We start from the raw sequence: 14,241 nt of genomic DNA, 5'->3' as shown, positions 1-14,241 counted from the left end.
TCGAGTTCTCTATTGCTTATTTTACGGTGTAGCAATGCGCGATCGATTCCGATGACCACTCAAACTACAGCCCAGTCAAAAATCCGACGACACCGTGCCCCGTAACGATTTCTAGGACGATCGCAGAAACAAAACCAATCATCGCCAGCCGACCGTTCAACTTCTCAGCATAGGGATTAAAACCAAACTGAGATTGACCATTCTCAACGTAGGACATCTTCGGCTCGATCGCGAAGTTGTTCATTTTGCCTTGATCGTCAATAATTTCGCCGCTTCTCATGGGGTTTCCTCAAGATTTGTTTTCGAAGTGCTTCATATTCTTAACTTATCTTAATAAAGATATTTCGATTTGTAAAGACATCCGAAATTTCTAGAGGGGTATTCCGCCCTCAATGACGGATAAAAGTGCCCACAATCCAGTGGGAGCAGGCAATCCAGCACCTCTTGATCGGGATTCAAATTCCTTGATTAGACTGAAAGACAGGCCCCAGGGCTGATTGGATCGCATGGGTGTTTCTGATGGACTTGCCCAACGATCGACCAATTGACCTTTTCTTCTGAGCGTTGTCTATGGTTCGTTTGCAAACTTGGCAGTGGGTGGTTCTCGCTGCGCCGATCGCCCTGGTTGTGACCTTCCTGCTGATTGCCGCAGGTACCCAAATCCACGCCTGGGGCCTCAGTTGGATTTGGGCGGTCATTGGGCTGCTCTTTGTTGGTTGGCGATGGCTGCTGGTGAAATGGACCAAACCCGCACTAATCCAGGTAGAAGAAGCGATCGCGGAACTGTCTAGCCAATTGCCCCCGGTGAGTGATTCCGCCCCTACGCCGACGGGCGATACGCTTGCTAGCCAAGCGGAGGCCGAACTCCAGCGCCTTTTGGACGAGTCCCGCAGCGATCCCCCCGTTTGGCAGGACTGGAATCTGTTTTGGCAGCGCTGCCTGAGCTTGATTAGTACGATCGCCCACCTCTACGCACCCCAAGCCAAGCAGCCGTTGCTCAACATCTATGTGCCCCAAGCCTATACCCTGCTGCGGGGAACGGTAGATGACCTGGATCAGTGGATGCAAAAGCTGTCCCCCGTTCTCAATCAACTGACGATTGGGCAAGCCTACGAAGCCTACGAAATTTATCAAAAGTTGGCCCCTTCCGCCCGCAAGGTCTGGCAACTGTGGCAATGGGCTCAATGGATCCTCAATCCCGCCACTGCTGCCACCCGCACCCTCACCCAAGGCACGAACAACCGCGCCACCCAGGAATTAATTGGTAACCTCAGCCAACTGCTCCGGGAAGCTATCCTCCGCAACCTCTCCCAGCAGGCGATCGCCCTCTACAGTGGGCAAAATAAGCAAAGTGGGCAAAGTCAGCAAAGTGGACAACTTGTACCCGCGCTACCCGATGCCCTTCCACCTGCGCTACCCAAGGCTGAAACTCGAACCCTGAAGGAAATTCTGACCCAGGCGAGTCCCCCGGAAGTTGTTGCCCAAAAGCCCGTCAATCTATTGCTGGTGGGGCGCACGGGCGCAGGTAAAAGCAGCTTAATTAACACCCTGTTTGTGGCACCCCAGGCGGAGGTAGATGCCCTGCCCAGTACAGATACGATTCGCGACTACCGCTGGCAAGCTCCCACAGGGGAAGCCTTGACTTTGTGGGATACTCCCGGCTATGAACAGGTCAATCGATCGGATCTGCGGGATCAGGTCTTGGATCATGCTCAGGATTGTGATGTGCTGCTGCTTGTGATGCCAGCTTTGGATCCGGCCTTGCAAATGGATCTGGAATTTCTACGGGATTTGCAAGGTGTTGCGCCGGATCTCCCCCTGTTCGGAGTTGTCACCCAAGTCGATCGCCTGCGGCCTCTGCGGGAATGGCAACCGTCCTACAACTGGCGCACGGGTACCCAACCCAAGGAAATCGCGATTCGAGAGGCGATCGCCTACCGCCGAGAGACCTTCCCCCTGCTGCGTGATATTTTTCCCCTCGTAACCCAAAGTGTGGATCCTGGCGTCAATCGCGCCCCTTGGGGACTAGCCGATCTGTCCCAGGCGATCGTCAATGTACTGGAGCCTGCCAAGCAACTGCGTCTGGCCCGCTTCCTGAATGATCTGGATAGTCGAAGTCTGGCGGCGGCCAAAATCATTGACCAATACAGCTTCCAAATGGCTACCACCCAAGGCTTAGCGGCTTTCCTGAAAAGTCCCGTGCTCAACTTTCTCTCAACGCTGACGACCGGATCGCCAGCCCTCGCCATTCTGCTCGCTGAAAAAATTCCAGTAGAGCAATTACCGCTGGTGATTGGTAAATTGCAAATGGCCTACGAGCTATACAACCTATTGGCCGATCGTGCCCCAGCACCCGCGTTTGACCTGTTAGCCCTGTGGCCGGTGCTAACGAATCCCGCAGGCACCGCCGATCGCAATGCCTGGGCCTTTGGACAGACTGTTGTGGAATATTGGACAGGAATGCTTCCGGTGGATCAATTAGGCGATCGCTTTGTGCAATTTCTCGATCGATCAATGTCTCAATAAACGTCTCAATCAATGTCTCAATCAATGTCTTGAAGAACTCTGATATTGCCGCCTGCCCTTTCCCCTTGGCAAGATGCACCAGCTACTTGACAAGACGCCTAACCGCCAAAATGCCATCTGGCAACCTAACTATCCAAGCAATTTGTGATTGCAACCCATGATGATACCCCTAAATTGCCCTATCTCCTGCGAAGAGGCTAGGCCAAGAAAAAAGGAGACTTTCAAAAAATTGAGACGAATTCTCCCTTAAAATCCCTTAAAAAAGGAGGCTAGGAACCTGTAGCACCGATCAATCAATTGGGTATGGGATGTCGTCTGCCATCAATTTCACCAGTGATCAAGCTAAAACAACGGTGTTCTATTCCCTGAGGCTGACATTCGCCTCTCATCAGCAAAAAATCTGAAAAAATAAGGTATCACTAGCGATCCCTTGGGCAAAATAAGGTGAATTAAATTCAGATGGAATTAGGGGAATTTAATCTTTTTTCAAAATTTATTTTCCCTTCATCTATCCTGCGTTACGCTTGAGTTCATCGCCTGAATCAATAGATCCATGTCCATCGAGAAACTTCAACCAGCGCCAGCTCCTCAATGTGGGGTGTATGTTCCCTACTATCCCCAAACCAGCAAAAAGCAAGTACTGCCCTTTGCAATTAGCTTGTACCAACGAGGTAGTTTGGAAGGTCAGCGGAACATTGAAGGTGCTGATAGTATTCCGTTTATTGCAACTTGGAATGTCTCTTCTCTTCCCGCTGACCTCTGTCGCTGTCGCATCCAGTTTGATGGCAATGCAGAACTGAGCTACGAAGTAATGATGGCTAATTTTGAGTTTGTTGACTTTTTGATTGAAGTCATTATGAACTTCAAACGCAGTCGTCTTGCAGATTTTTCCCAGGGGTTCTATCGTAAGCTCCTACGCATCGAAGATTAGTGATGAAGAAGCTGTGAAGATTTAATTTTAGAACAGTTTATTTCAAGGGCAGGTGTTGATCACGGCCCTTTTTTAGTTCCCTGGTTTTGGAGCAACCCGAAGGGAATCATCGTCCTCTATACTACTTAAAATGCATAGCTTAGACGCATAGGATCGGAATCTGCATGGGAAGCGAGGACGGGGCAAAGTCCGCAAAATATCTAGTTGTGGGTTCTCTGGAAGCCTACAGTGGTAAATCGGCTGTCATTTTAGGGATATCCCATCAGTTACAAGCCCAAGGGCTAGATATCGCCTATGGCAAGCCTCTGAGCGGAGATATCGGAAATAGTGAGGATGAAGATGAGGATGTCCCCTTTATCCCGGAAACGCTTAAACTAGTGGGCGATCGAGTGCAACCCACGGTTCTAAATCTTAGTGCGGAGCGGATTGCAAATCGTCTGTGCTCCAATGAATGGCCTACCTACCTAGCTCAATTGCAGCAACAGTCCGCCAATCAGCAAGGTGATCTGGTGATCTTAGAGGGCCCTGGGACGCTGCATGAGGGGCGGTTGTTTGATTTGTCCTTAGGGCAAATGGCGGATGCGGTGGGAGGGGCGATTCTCTTAGTCGCTCGCTATCACTCGATTTTGCTCTTAGATAGTTTATTGGCAGCGAAGCAGCAACTGGGCGATCGGTTCTTAGGCGTTGTGATCAATGATGTGCCCAGTAAGCATTGGACCACTGCAACCCAGCAGATGCGTTCCTTCTTAGAGGAGCAAGGTATCGCAGTCTTTGGTGTGCTGCCGAGCAGTACTTTGCTTCGGAGTGTCAGTGTGGCAGAGTTAGTGCACCAACTCAAAGCAGAAGTCTTGTGCCGTACTGATCGGCTGGATTTACTGGTGGAAAGCTTAACGATCGGGGCCATGAATGTTAATTCTGCGTTGAAGTATTTTCGTCAGGGGCATAATATGGCGGTGGTCACTGGCGGCGATCGCACAGATCTTCAACTGGCTGCGTTGGAAACCTCAACCCAATGTCTGATCTTAACGGGACATATTGCCCCCAGTAAGACAATTTTGGCTCGGGCGGAGGAAATGGAGATTCCCATTCTCTCAGTGGACTTAGATACCTTAACGACTGTGGAAATTATCGATCATGCCTTTGGGCAGGTACGGTTGCATGAGCCGATCAAGGTGGAATGCGTTTACGAAATGGCTGCGGCTCATCTAGACTGCGATCGCTTACTCAAAGCACTCGGCGGCGAGCGGGTGCCGATGCAAGCTAGCGAAAGTTCTGATTAATGTGAGTTTGATGAATTCGGGGTGCGGATCGATCGTCAGGGCTGCTCCGCAGCAAAGATCGGGGAACTTCTCCTCGATCTTTGTTCTTTCAGGGGATTCTACTCCCTCGATACCCCCCGAAAGTCAATGCTCGGTTCCAGTACAGAGGATTTGTGAAGGAAAATTGTACCTGTCGAATTCACCTTCTGATTAGATGCCTGAGGTGCTGATGGGAGGTGAAGTCGTTGAGGTTAGTGGTTGTTGAGGTAAGTGTATGGGGAGGTCTAAAATGGCTTGCTATCCTTTCACCTCACGAGACTTCATGAACCCCATTCAATTCACTACGTTCAGAGGCTGGGGTGGGCTGGTAAGTTAGGGGCAGAGTAACGGTAACAGTTGTGCCAACATTCAGTTGACTAGTGATCTGAATGTTTCCCTGAAGCACATCCACACAGCGTTTAACAATCACAAGTCCCAGTCCTGTGCCTGCAATTCCCTTAGCATTGTTGCCACGATAAAAACTTTCAAATAGATGACGTTGAGTTTCTTCAGAAATTCCAATACCTGGATCTTGTACTTGAAGGATGACGTGATCCCTTTGGTAGGTCAAGCCAAATTGAATGACCCCTCCCTGAGGAGAATATTTAATTGCGTTAGATAAAAGATTTGTACAGATATGCCAGAGTAGATTTGTGTCGGTAAAGACAGTGACTGAATCCCCCACCTTGTCAAACCAGATAGAATGGAGTCGATCGTCTAAGCTGTAGGAAATGGTTTCGATAATCTCGCTGCAAAAATCTTCTAGGTCTACGGAGATTGGATTACATCGTAAGTTGGTAGCTTGCATTTGGCTTAATAGCAGAACATCGTTAACTAAATAAACGAGTTGATCTGTAGCGGATTCAATTTGGTTGAACCATTTCTCAGTATTGGCTTCTAATAAAGTCTCTGGCAACAGTTGTCTAATAATTTCCATCCCGTTTCGAATGGTTCCTAGGGGATTGCGAAACTCATGGGACACCATGGCCACAAAACTGGATTTCAGGTGATTTAACTCTTGTTCACGCTCTAGGGAATTGCGGGCACATTCTTCGCTGTACTTTAATTGATTGAACAGGTTCTGACGTTCGATCGCAAACCGAATCGTTCGCAATAACCATTGTGTTGTGACTTGGTCTTTGACTAAGTAATCCTGTGCGCCTTCTCCCACGGCTTGTAATGCAAGATTTTCATCATCAAGCCCTGTTAGTACAATCACCACTGCATTGGGCAGCGCCGCTCGAAATTGCTTCAGAGTATCCAACCCAGTGGCATCGGGCAGTCCTAAATCTAGTAACACCACATCAAAGGTTTGTTGCCCTTGGGATAAACTGAGGTAGTCGTTGTAAGTGGAGATGGCGTCTTGTAGGGTTTGTACTTCGACAAGATTCCAAGTGTCTTGCTCTAATCTCCAAAACACGCGACGAAAAAGGCTGGTATCTGCTGGATTATCTTCAACGAGCAGAATATTGATAGAGCGTGATTGTATCATTACAGGGCCTGAACCAATGGTTTTTCACTCCAAAGAGTAACTTGTCACTCAAAAGAGTGATAAAAACTCCTTCAACCTTCGCATCCTTGCATCACCTAGTTCGTTTAGTTAAGGGATGAAGAGTATTTACGTTAAGTAAGATTACTCTCCCTATTCCCACTCCCCAGCCTGTAGATGGCAGACTGTAGGTGTGAGAATTACCTATCACTGATTGCAATCAGGATTGCAACAAGGAATCCCTTAAGTGTATTGGATGCATCAAGATTTCTCATGGGTACAAACTTCGATTTTTGTAGTCCACTGCAAAATCGAGTCAAAAGGATAGACAGGTCACAAACTAGGGGTAATGTATCTAATTTGCTTGTCAGCGAGGATAACTTATCAGAGTGCGGATTAGAGTGCGGATCACAGGACACCGTAGTGAGTAGCTATATATACTTAGATGATTGGGCGCAGACTAGGTATTACAACTATTTACTATTGTGCCCCATAATTTCCTTTACCTATCATTAAAATTTTCTGTTAGTCATCGCATTTATGGAATCCGGGGGGGATAGGAAGGTTGATAGGTGTATTAACTATGGGTTTGGGAGCTTGACGATCGTGAGCCAGAAATCATTAATTAACTGGATGACTTGAATAAATTGATGAATATCAACGGGTTTGGTGATGTAACAATTTGCGCTCATTTGATAAGCGGCCCAAATGTCGGTTTCGTTCTCAGACGTGGTCAAGATCACGACAGGAATGGTATGGAGTTGAGGATCAGTTTTAACGGCTTCTAGGACTTCTCGCCCATCCATGCCGGGTAAGTTTAAATCTAGCAAGATAATATCTGGGCGACCTTGATTGCTGTACTCACCCTCTTGACGTAGATAGGCCATCGCGGTATCTCCATCTTCGACCCAATGGACGCGATTGGTTAATTTGCTATTTTCCAGATTACGTATCGTTAGGGTTGCGTCACTGGGCGAATCTTCCACCAGCAAAATCTCGATCGGGCGGGCAAAGGAACTATCCTGCATAGGAGAAGACATGGTGGAAACCTGAGAATTAGGGATATAGAAAGATTGGGCCAACTAGGGAACATCCCAGCCAATGGTTATTATTTCTACCGCAAGATTTTTGAGGAAGATGTTTGGAATATCACCAGATTTCTGAACTGCTAATGGGAATAGGGGCAGGCTTTAGGATACCTGGGAGATTGCACCTTTGAGTTGTTTCAGGTGGGGGATCTGGCGCAGGTTGAGGGGGCTAATATCATATCTTTCGTAGAAATATCTCAGGGGCATTAGTGTAGCAGAGCTGAATGTGACGATTATGGGTAACCGGGCTGAACCCTTGCAAATGAATGTCAGATTTAAACTGTGGTGTCTAAATCTGACAGCGTAAAGTAAAAGGTGGTTCCGTTTCCTGGCTCGGATTCCACCCAAATTTCTCCTCCATGGCGCTCAATAATTTTTCTGCAAATGGCTAACCCAATTCCTGTACCCGGAAATTTCTGTTGGCTGTGGAGTCGGCGAAAGATTTCAAAGATGCGATCGAGGTACTTAGGTTGAATCCCAATCCCATTATCCTGGACTGAAAAGCGCCAATGGTGCTCTGGTGGAGACCGGGGATCGCATCGGGTGGGATCGGCAGGAAATTCACTGACCCGAATGTGCACCTGAGGATTGTTTGCTTGATTAAACTTAATCGCGTTGCCAATCAGATTTTGGAACAGTTGCATCACTTGGGTGCGATCAATCCATAGGGTTGGTAAGGGATCACAAATAATGCTAGCTTTATGCTCTGAGATGGCGACTTGTAAGCTATTGCAGACCTCTACCAGAATCTCATTGCAGTCTGTAGGGACAGGGGTGAGGGGACGGCTGCCTACTCGTGAATAGGTGAGCAAATCCTGAATCAACGATCGCATTCGTTTCGCGCCTTGGATGATGAATGTCATGTATTCCTGCGTACGCGGATCGAGATCAGGGGTGGGGGGACGGGTATAGGCTTCCTCCAGTAATTGGGTATACCCAATAATGGCTCGCAAGGGCTCCTGCAAATCGTGGGAGGCAATGTAGGCAAACTGCTCTAGCTCTTGGTTCGATCGCTGGAGTTCTCGATTGACTTGCTGTAACTGTTCTTCCGCTTGTTTGCGAGCTGTAATATCCTTCATAAAGCAATAATGACCGATCAGTTGCCCCTTTTCGTTGTGGGCTAAGACGAGGGCAACTTCCTTATAAAACTGTGAGCCATTTTGCCGAATGCCTCTAGCCTCTACGGTGGCCTTACCTTGTTCCAGCATGGTTTGGTAGGCCAATTCTAAGGAGGGCAAATCGTCGGGATGAACGGTTCTTTGCCAAGGTTGGCCGATGAGTTGCTCCGGTGTATATCCACAGATTTCTGCGTAGGCTTGATTGACTTGGACATAGTGACCTTCCAAAGTTAACTGAGAGATGCCTTCTAGGGCGTTTTCCAAGGTGGTGTTGAGGCGTAGCACTTGAGTTTCTGCCTGTTTGCGGGCAGTGATGTCTGTTCCTGAGAGAATGTAGCCCAAGAAAACATGGTTCGGATCAAAGCGGGGAACGCCTGTGAACAGTAACCAACGATATTGACCATCGAATTGTCTTAGACGGTATTCCAGTTCAAAGGGCTGATGGGTTTTAAAGGCGTTGGCGTAGGTTTGTAAGCATAAGGCTCGATCAGAGGGGTGAATGCCGTCTGTCCACCCATGGTTAACTTCCTGATCTAAGGTGCGACCTGTGAACTTTAGCCAGCGCTGATTGAAATGGATGCAATGTTGGTTGGCATCGGTCATCAGCATGAGAACTGGTGCATGGTCTGCGAGATAGCGAAAGCGGGCTTCACTCTCTTTGAGGGCCGCTTCGGCTTGTTTTCGATCGGTAATGTCACGGTGGATGCCGACCATCCGTGAGGGGGTACCTGCAGCATCGCGACTCACGACTTTGCCATAGTTGGCAATCCAGCGCCATTCGCCCGATCGATGTTGCATGCGGTACTCAAAGGCATAGGGAATCGAACTATCTTTGAGATGGGCTTGCAGCGTAGCTAAGACATGGGCGGCATCATCTGGATGAATGAGATGCTGCCAAGTATTGACATGGCCGGGGAGTTCACCAACGCTGTAGCCGAGCATTTCTAACCATCGAGGACTCAAATAAACAGCGTCTGTGATAATATTCCAATCCCACAACCCATCTCCAGAGCCTTCTAGCGCGAGCTGCAATCGCTCTTCATTCGTTCGGAGAATTTCTTGTGCTCGCTTACTATCGGTAATATCTACATGGGAACCGATCATTCGTAAGGGCTTGCCCACCGCATCCCACTCAATCACCCGCCCTGCACAGATCACCCAAACGGTGGAGCCGTCTTTATGGTGATAGCGCACTTCGTTGCAGTAAGGAATGGCTCCATGGCTCTGGACATGCTGATCAAAATTTTCAAATACCTTAGCCAGGTCTTCCTGAAAAATGAGCGTCTGCCAAGTTTCTGGAACGTTGGCTAGTTCGTCATTTTCATAACCCAACATTTTCTTTAACCCAGGACTCATGTATTCCGTATGATTGGCAATATCCCAGTCCCAATAGCCTGCTAGGACGGTGTCCAGGAGGTTTTCTAGGAGCTTTAATTCATTTTGAAGGTGGGTCGATCGCAGACGTTCTTCTTCGGTCCGTTTACGATCGGTAATGTCGGTATGGGTTCCTAGCATGCGTAGGGGCGTGCCGTTTTCATCCCAGGCTACAATTTTGCCGAGGGAAAGAATCCATTTCCAGTCTCCAGCTTGGGTGCGTTGGCGAAACTCGACTTTATATTCTGGAATGGTTCCTGTGATGTAGTCTTGGAAAACCTGGGTAACGGAGGCGCGATCGTCGAGGTGCAAACGGTCAATCCATTGGGTATTGTTTTCAACAAAGGTCGCTGGATCGTAGCCCAACATCGTGGCATATTCCGGGTTAACCAATGCCTCTCCGGTCTGGAGATTGAGATCGTACAATCCTTGATTGGCGGCAGATAGAGCCAACCTCAGCCGTTCTTCGCTCTCCTGTAACTGTTGCTCGGTGGAGATGCGAATGCGGCTATTAACGATGATCTGTCCCATGACTTGTAGAAGACGGATGGCTTCTGTTTCCCACCGTATGGGACGACTAAAGGAGGCAAACCCGATCACGCCAATCACCTCCGATCGCTGGAGCAGAGGAATCATCACCACTGACGTTAGACCCAAGGACTGCCAATTCGCTTGATCGATCGCGGCTTCCGGCGGAAGTTCGGCGATGTGGGAAACATAGACCGTCTCTCGCTGCATCAGCTTCGGACTACTCCAGGGAAATAAATCCCAACAAGCAATGTTTTGAGCCATGGTCATTTGGGGCGGATAGCCTGATTTCACCCATTCATGGGTCATGCTGGATGTGCGGCTACCCTCGTCGTACTGAAAGAGATAACTAGTATCGGATTGACTGATTTCGCCAATGAGTTGCAGGGTTCGGTTAATTTCGGCATCGACTGCTGTAGGATTTAGCTCAATGAATCGACCGGTAATTTCGGTAATGAGCTGATTAAAATCCCGCTGAATTTTCAAGGCGATTTCTGTTTGTTTTTGATTTGTAATATCAACAATGGTACCAATATAGCCGATTACGTCTCCATTGGTATTGTATTCAGCGATAGCTTGGCCGTAGACCCAATATAATTCACCACTAGTATGTTGGAATCGATATTCCTGTTGATAGGTGCACTTTGTTTGAATAATTTGTTGCCACGCAGAGACAACCCGATCGCGATCGTCGGGGTGGAGGCAAGCGACCCATCCCTTTCCCAAAGCGGCTTCTGGGGGTAAGCCGGTCATTTGGCTCCAGCGATCGTTGACATAGATACAATGCCCCTCTGCATCCGTGCGAAAAATACCTACGGGTGCGGCTTCTGCCAAGGATTGATAACGCCGTTCGCTAATTTGCCAAGCCAATTCTGCTTGCTGTTGTTGAAGTACATTGGCCAGAATATCAGTAAATATTTGGAGCAGCCGAATGTTATTTTCTGACCAAAAATGAATGTGATGGAATGAAGAAAAGCCAACAAAACCTAGGATTTGACCATGGATCTTGAGGGGAATCGCAAGCAGGGATTGCAGCCCAAAGTTCTGAAAGTTTTGGCGATCGAGGTCAGCTTCTGGGGGCAAGGAATTGAGATTCGTAATATAGACAACATTTCCCTGCTGGAGCTGCAAGGTTGACCAGGGAAACTGAGCGACGGGTAAGTTTTGCGTCCTGTGGATTTGAGGGGCAATGCCAACTGCAACCCATTCATGGGTCATGCTGTGACTTTGGTGATCCTCGGAATATCGGAAAACGTAAGTACTTTCAACTTGTGTAAAGTCACCAATCTCTTGGAGGGCAGCGTTAATCAGGGGATTAATGTCCTGGGACTGAGCTTGAATGAAAGAGTGGGTAACCTGTGCGATCAATTGATCAAGCGTAACTTGGAATTCTAGAGCTTGTTGTACCTGATTATGTTTTTTGATTTGCCGTAAAACGCTAATCCCATAGCTAAGATCGTCTGCCAACTCAGTTAATAACTCAATTTCCTCAGTTTGGAAAACGTTAATAGTTGGAGCATAGATATTTAAGGCTCCAAATACTTGTTGATCTTGGATTAGGGGTAGGGCGATCGAGGCTCGGTATCCCCGTTGTTGGGCTGCCAGTTGCCATGGGCCATAGTCTGTCTCGTTTTGTAAATCTTGGACGGCACAGGGTTGGCCCGATCGAATGGCTTTGCCCGTCGGCCCTAGCCCCCAGGCAGTCTCGGCCCAAGTAATGGAAATGTTTTGTAGGTAGTCTGCTTCGTAGCCTGCATAGGCAACGGGTTGAACCGTTTTCTCGGCATCCTGATGGGCATACCCCACCCAAGCTAGGCGATATTCCCCCAAGTCCACAATTAACTGGCAGAGAGTTTGTAAAAGTTCATACTCTTCTTGGGCCCGAATTAAGGCCCGATTACAGGCTCGCAACAGTCGCAGCGATCGTTCTAGCTGGTGAACTCGTTCTGTGGGGGCTAATTGGAGATTGGCTGAGGTCATACCATCTTAAGCTGTTACAACCAAGGCTTGGGTAATTCATACTGTAATACACCTGATTGTGGAGTTGTTACACTCCTTAACACTCCTTAAAACTTAGGACGTGTTTCTTCAGCAGTCAGGCAATTTCACAATATGTACTGGAAGAGGTCAGAAAATCATCACTGTAGTCAGGCTAAGACTTGTTTGGAGCAGTCTTTAATCAAAATTAGTTGACTACAAAGCTTCAAAATTCACTGCTTCCTCTTTAACCTTGGCTAGTGAGATAGCTTATTAGAGCATTGATTTCAGCGATCGATACATGATTGGTTTGGGGTGCGTTTGGAGAGGCGTAGTTTCAGGCGCTAATCCTCATTGAACTCAGATTACAAATTGATATAGAGCTTCAAAATGGGTAAAAAATAAAAATATTCTGTTGATTTGGCCCAAGAATCCAATGGGATAATAGACTGAATTCTCTAATTTCAAATTCCAGTGAATTGCGTAACGAAAAGGCACAACTACAATGCCTGAAATCTATATTTGTTGTGGGTTTCTGTATCGATCGGTCGGGCGAAGGGCTGTAATGTCGAAACTTTATCTTCCTAATTGATGTTGCTAATTTATGGTTTGAATGGGTCAAAAACTAAACATAAGTGATCCAGTTGGAAACAGTTTCTACGATCGTGCTGACGGTTGAACTATGGTTTTCGAGAAACTCGACGTAATTTGCTAGGGTATCTAACCCCACAGCATTCAAAACGACTTCAGTAGTGACTACGGCAGCCGCTTTCAAGAGAAACTTGCGCCACCGAGGGCTAGACGGAACGATCTGGGGCATGGCGAGAACTCCGAAATACTCTGTAACAAAACGGCTGTAACAGCATGATATGGGGTTCTGCACGATCGCCATAGAGCATTGTGGGTGAGGATTGCCACCCTTGGGAGATGGGTTTGCCGTCATCTGGAACTGAAATCGTTAGAATGAAGAGGCTACCTCAGAGCGTCTCCCGGAGTGTTACACTGATGGCACACTTAACTCACCGTAGATCGGAAAATGTTGAGGGTGAATTTTATGTCGATCGGTCTTGCATTGATTGCGATACCTGTCGATGGATGGCTCCGACAGTGTTTCAGCGGGAAAATGGCCAATCGGCGGTCTATCATCAACCAGAGTCGGATCGCGATCGACTAACTGCCATGCAGGCACTACTGTCCTGCCCCACCGCTTCTATTGGAACGGCGGAGAAACCCAAGGATATTCAATCCGTTCAAGCTAGCATTCCGATTCCTGTTGTCGATAATGTTTACCATTGTGGCTACCATGCCGAGAGTTCCTTTGGTGCAGCAAGTTATTTAATTGTGCGATCGGAGGGCAATATTTTAGTAGACTCACCTCGCTTTGCCCCACCTTTGGTTAAACAGTTAGAAAAGCTGGGGGGTATTCGGTATCTCTATCTGACCCACCGGGATGACGTAGCCGATCACCAAAAATTTCATGATCATTTCCAGTGCGATCGCATTCTTCACCGGGATGAAATCACGCCCAAAACGGCAACGGTTGAAATGCAACTGACGGGATCGGAACCCTATGAGTTAGCCCCGGATGTGTGCATTATTCCTGTTCCCGGCCACACAGAAGGGCACACGGTTTTACTCTATGACGATCGGATGCTCTTCAGTGGTGATCATTTAGCGTGGTCTGCGAAACAAAATCAATTGGTGGGTTTTCGGGAAGTCTGTTGGTATTCCTGGGAAGAACAGATTCGATCGATGGAACGGTTGGCGACCTATTCCTTTGAATGGGTGCTACCGGGGCATGGTCGGCGGTATCACACCGATCGGAAAACGATGAATGTTGAAATGCAAAAATGTATTGCTTGGATGCAACTGAATCGGCAGGCAGGGGATTGGGATTAGGTTGGTTTTGTAG

At 47.9% G+C, this 14,241-nt stretch carries 9 protein-coding genes; 4 read left to right on the top strand and 5 right to left on the bottom strand.

Features of this window, described 5'->3' with window-relative positions; translation table 11 throughout:
* Positions 1–64: 64 nt before the first annotated feature.
* Positions 65–280, bottom strand: coding sequence for a chlorophyll a/b-binding protein (locus ACN4EG_RS11475; RefSeq protein WP_431629564.1), 216 nt, complete (start codon positions 278–280; stop codon positions 65–67).
* Between the two features lie 290 nt (positions 281–570).
* On the opposite strand from ACN4EG_RS11475, the gene ACN4EG_RS11470 reads away from it, so the two are divergent.
* From ACN4EG_RS11470 to ACN4EG_RS11460, 3 genes are all read left to right on the top strand, one after another.
* Complete coding sequence (locus tag ACN4EG_RS11470; protein ID WP_431629563.1) at positions 571–2,526, top strand: GTPase family protein; 1,956 nt, start codon at positions 571–573, stop codon at positions 2,524–2,526.
* A gap of 553 nt (positions 2,527–3,079) precedes the next feature.
* A complete protein-coding gene (gene ebsA, locus ACN4EG_RS11465; protein ID WP_431629562.1) occupies positions 3,080–3,457 on the top strand; it encodes a type IV pilus biogenesis protein EbsA in 378 nt (125 codons plus the stop codon).
* A 164-nt stretch (positions 3,458–3,621) separates the two neighbouring features.
* Positions 3,622–4,737, top strand: coding sequence for a phosphotransacetylase family protein (locus ACN4EG_RS11460; RefSeq protein ID WP_431629561.1), 1,116 nt, complete (start codon positions 3,622–3,624; stop codon positions 4,735–4,737).
* A gap of 289 nt (positions 4,738–5,026) precedes the next feature.
* Here the strand turns inward: ACN4EG_RS11460 and ACN4EG_RS11455 are convergent, their stop codons facing one another.
* From ACN4EG_RS11455 to ACN4EG_RS11440, 4 genes are all read right to left on the bottom strand, one after another.
* The gene (locus ACN4EG_RS11455) at positions 5,027–6,247 is read right to left on the bottom strand and encodes a sensor histidine kinase (protein ID WP_431629560.1); all 1,221 of its coding nucleotides are present in this window, start codon (positions 6,245–6,247) and stop codon (positions 5,027–5,029) included.
* Positions 6,248–6,825: 578 nt separating this feature from the next.
* Positions 6,826–7,284, bottom strand: coding sequence for a response regulator (locus tag ACN4EG_RS11450; RefSeq protein WP_431629559.1), 459 nt, complete (start codon positions 7,282–7,284; stop codon positions 6,826–6,828).
* Positions 7,285–7,607: 323 nt separating this feature from the next.
* On the bottom strand, positions 7,608–12,332 hold the full coding sequence (locus ACN4EG_RS11445) for a PAS domain-containing protein (protein ID WP_431629558.1): 4,725 nt from the start codon (positions 12,330–12,332) through the stop codon (positions 7,608–7,610).
* Positions 12,333–12,954: 622 nt separating this feature from the next.
* Entirely contained in the window at positions 12,955–13,149 is a 195-nt protein-coding gene (locus ACN4EG_RS11440; protein ID WP_431629557.1) for a hypothetical protein, read from the bottom strand.
* Positions 13,150–13,334: 185 nt separating this feature from the next.
* Between ACN4EG_RS11440 and ACN4EG_RS11435 the strand changes: the two genes are divergently transcribed.
* Complete coding sequence (locus ACN4EG_RS11435; protein ID WP_431629556.1) at positions 13,335–14,228, top strand: MBL fold metallo-hydrolase; 894 nt, start codon at positions 13,335–13,337, stop codon at positions 14,226–14,228.
* Positions 14,229–14,241 lie beyond the last annotated feature (13 nt).

Source organism: Alkalinema pantanalense CENA528 (assembly GCF_050753345.1).
GTDB classification, from domain to species: Bacteria; Cyanobacteriota; Cyanobacteriia; order Leptolyngbyales; family Leptolyngbyaceae; genus Alkalinema; species Alkalinema pantanalense.
This window is presented reverse-complemented; position numbering and strand designations above follow the sequence as displayed.

Coding starts and splice junctions, on each gene's coding strand:
- ebsA (WP_431629562.1), top strand. CDS start 3,080: ATGTCCATCGAGAAACTTCAACCAGCGCCAGCTCCTCAATGTGGGGTG.
- ACN4EG_RS11440 (WP_431629557.1), bottom strand. CDS start 13,149: ATGCCCCAGATCGTTCCGTCTAGCCCTCGGTGGCGCAAGTTTCTCTTG.
- ACN4EG_RS11435 (WP_431629556.1), top strand. CDS start 13,335: ATGGCACACTTAACTCACCGTAGATCGGAAAATGTTGAGGGTGAATTT.
- ACN4EG_RS11445 (WP_431629558.1), bottom strand. CDS start 12,332: ATGACCTCAGCCAATCTCCAATTAGCCCCCACAGAACGAGTTCACCAG.
- ACN4EG_RS11450 (WP_431629559.1), bottom strand. CDS start 7,284: ATGTCTTCTCCTATGCAGGATAGTTCCTTTGCCCGCCCGATCGAGATT.
- ACN4EG_RS11475 (WP_431629564.1), bottom strand. CDS start 280: ATGAGAAGCGGCGAAATTATTGACGATCAAGGCAAAATGAACAACTTC.
- ACN4EG_RS11460 (WP_431629561.1), top strand. CDS start 3,622: ATGGGAAGCGAGGACGGGGCAAAGTCCGCAAAATATCTAGTTGTGGGT.
- ACN4EG_RS11455 (WP_431629560.1), bottom strand. CDS start 6,247: ATGATACAATCACGCTCTATCAATATTCTGCTCGTTGAAGATAATCCA.
- ACN4EG_RS11470 (WP_431629563.1), top strand. CDS start 571: ATGGTTCGTTTGCAAACTTGGCAGTGGGTGGTTCTCGCTGCGCCGATC.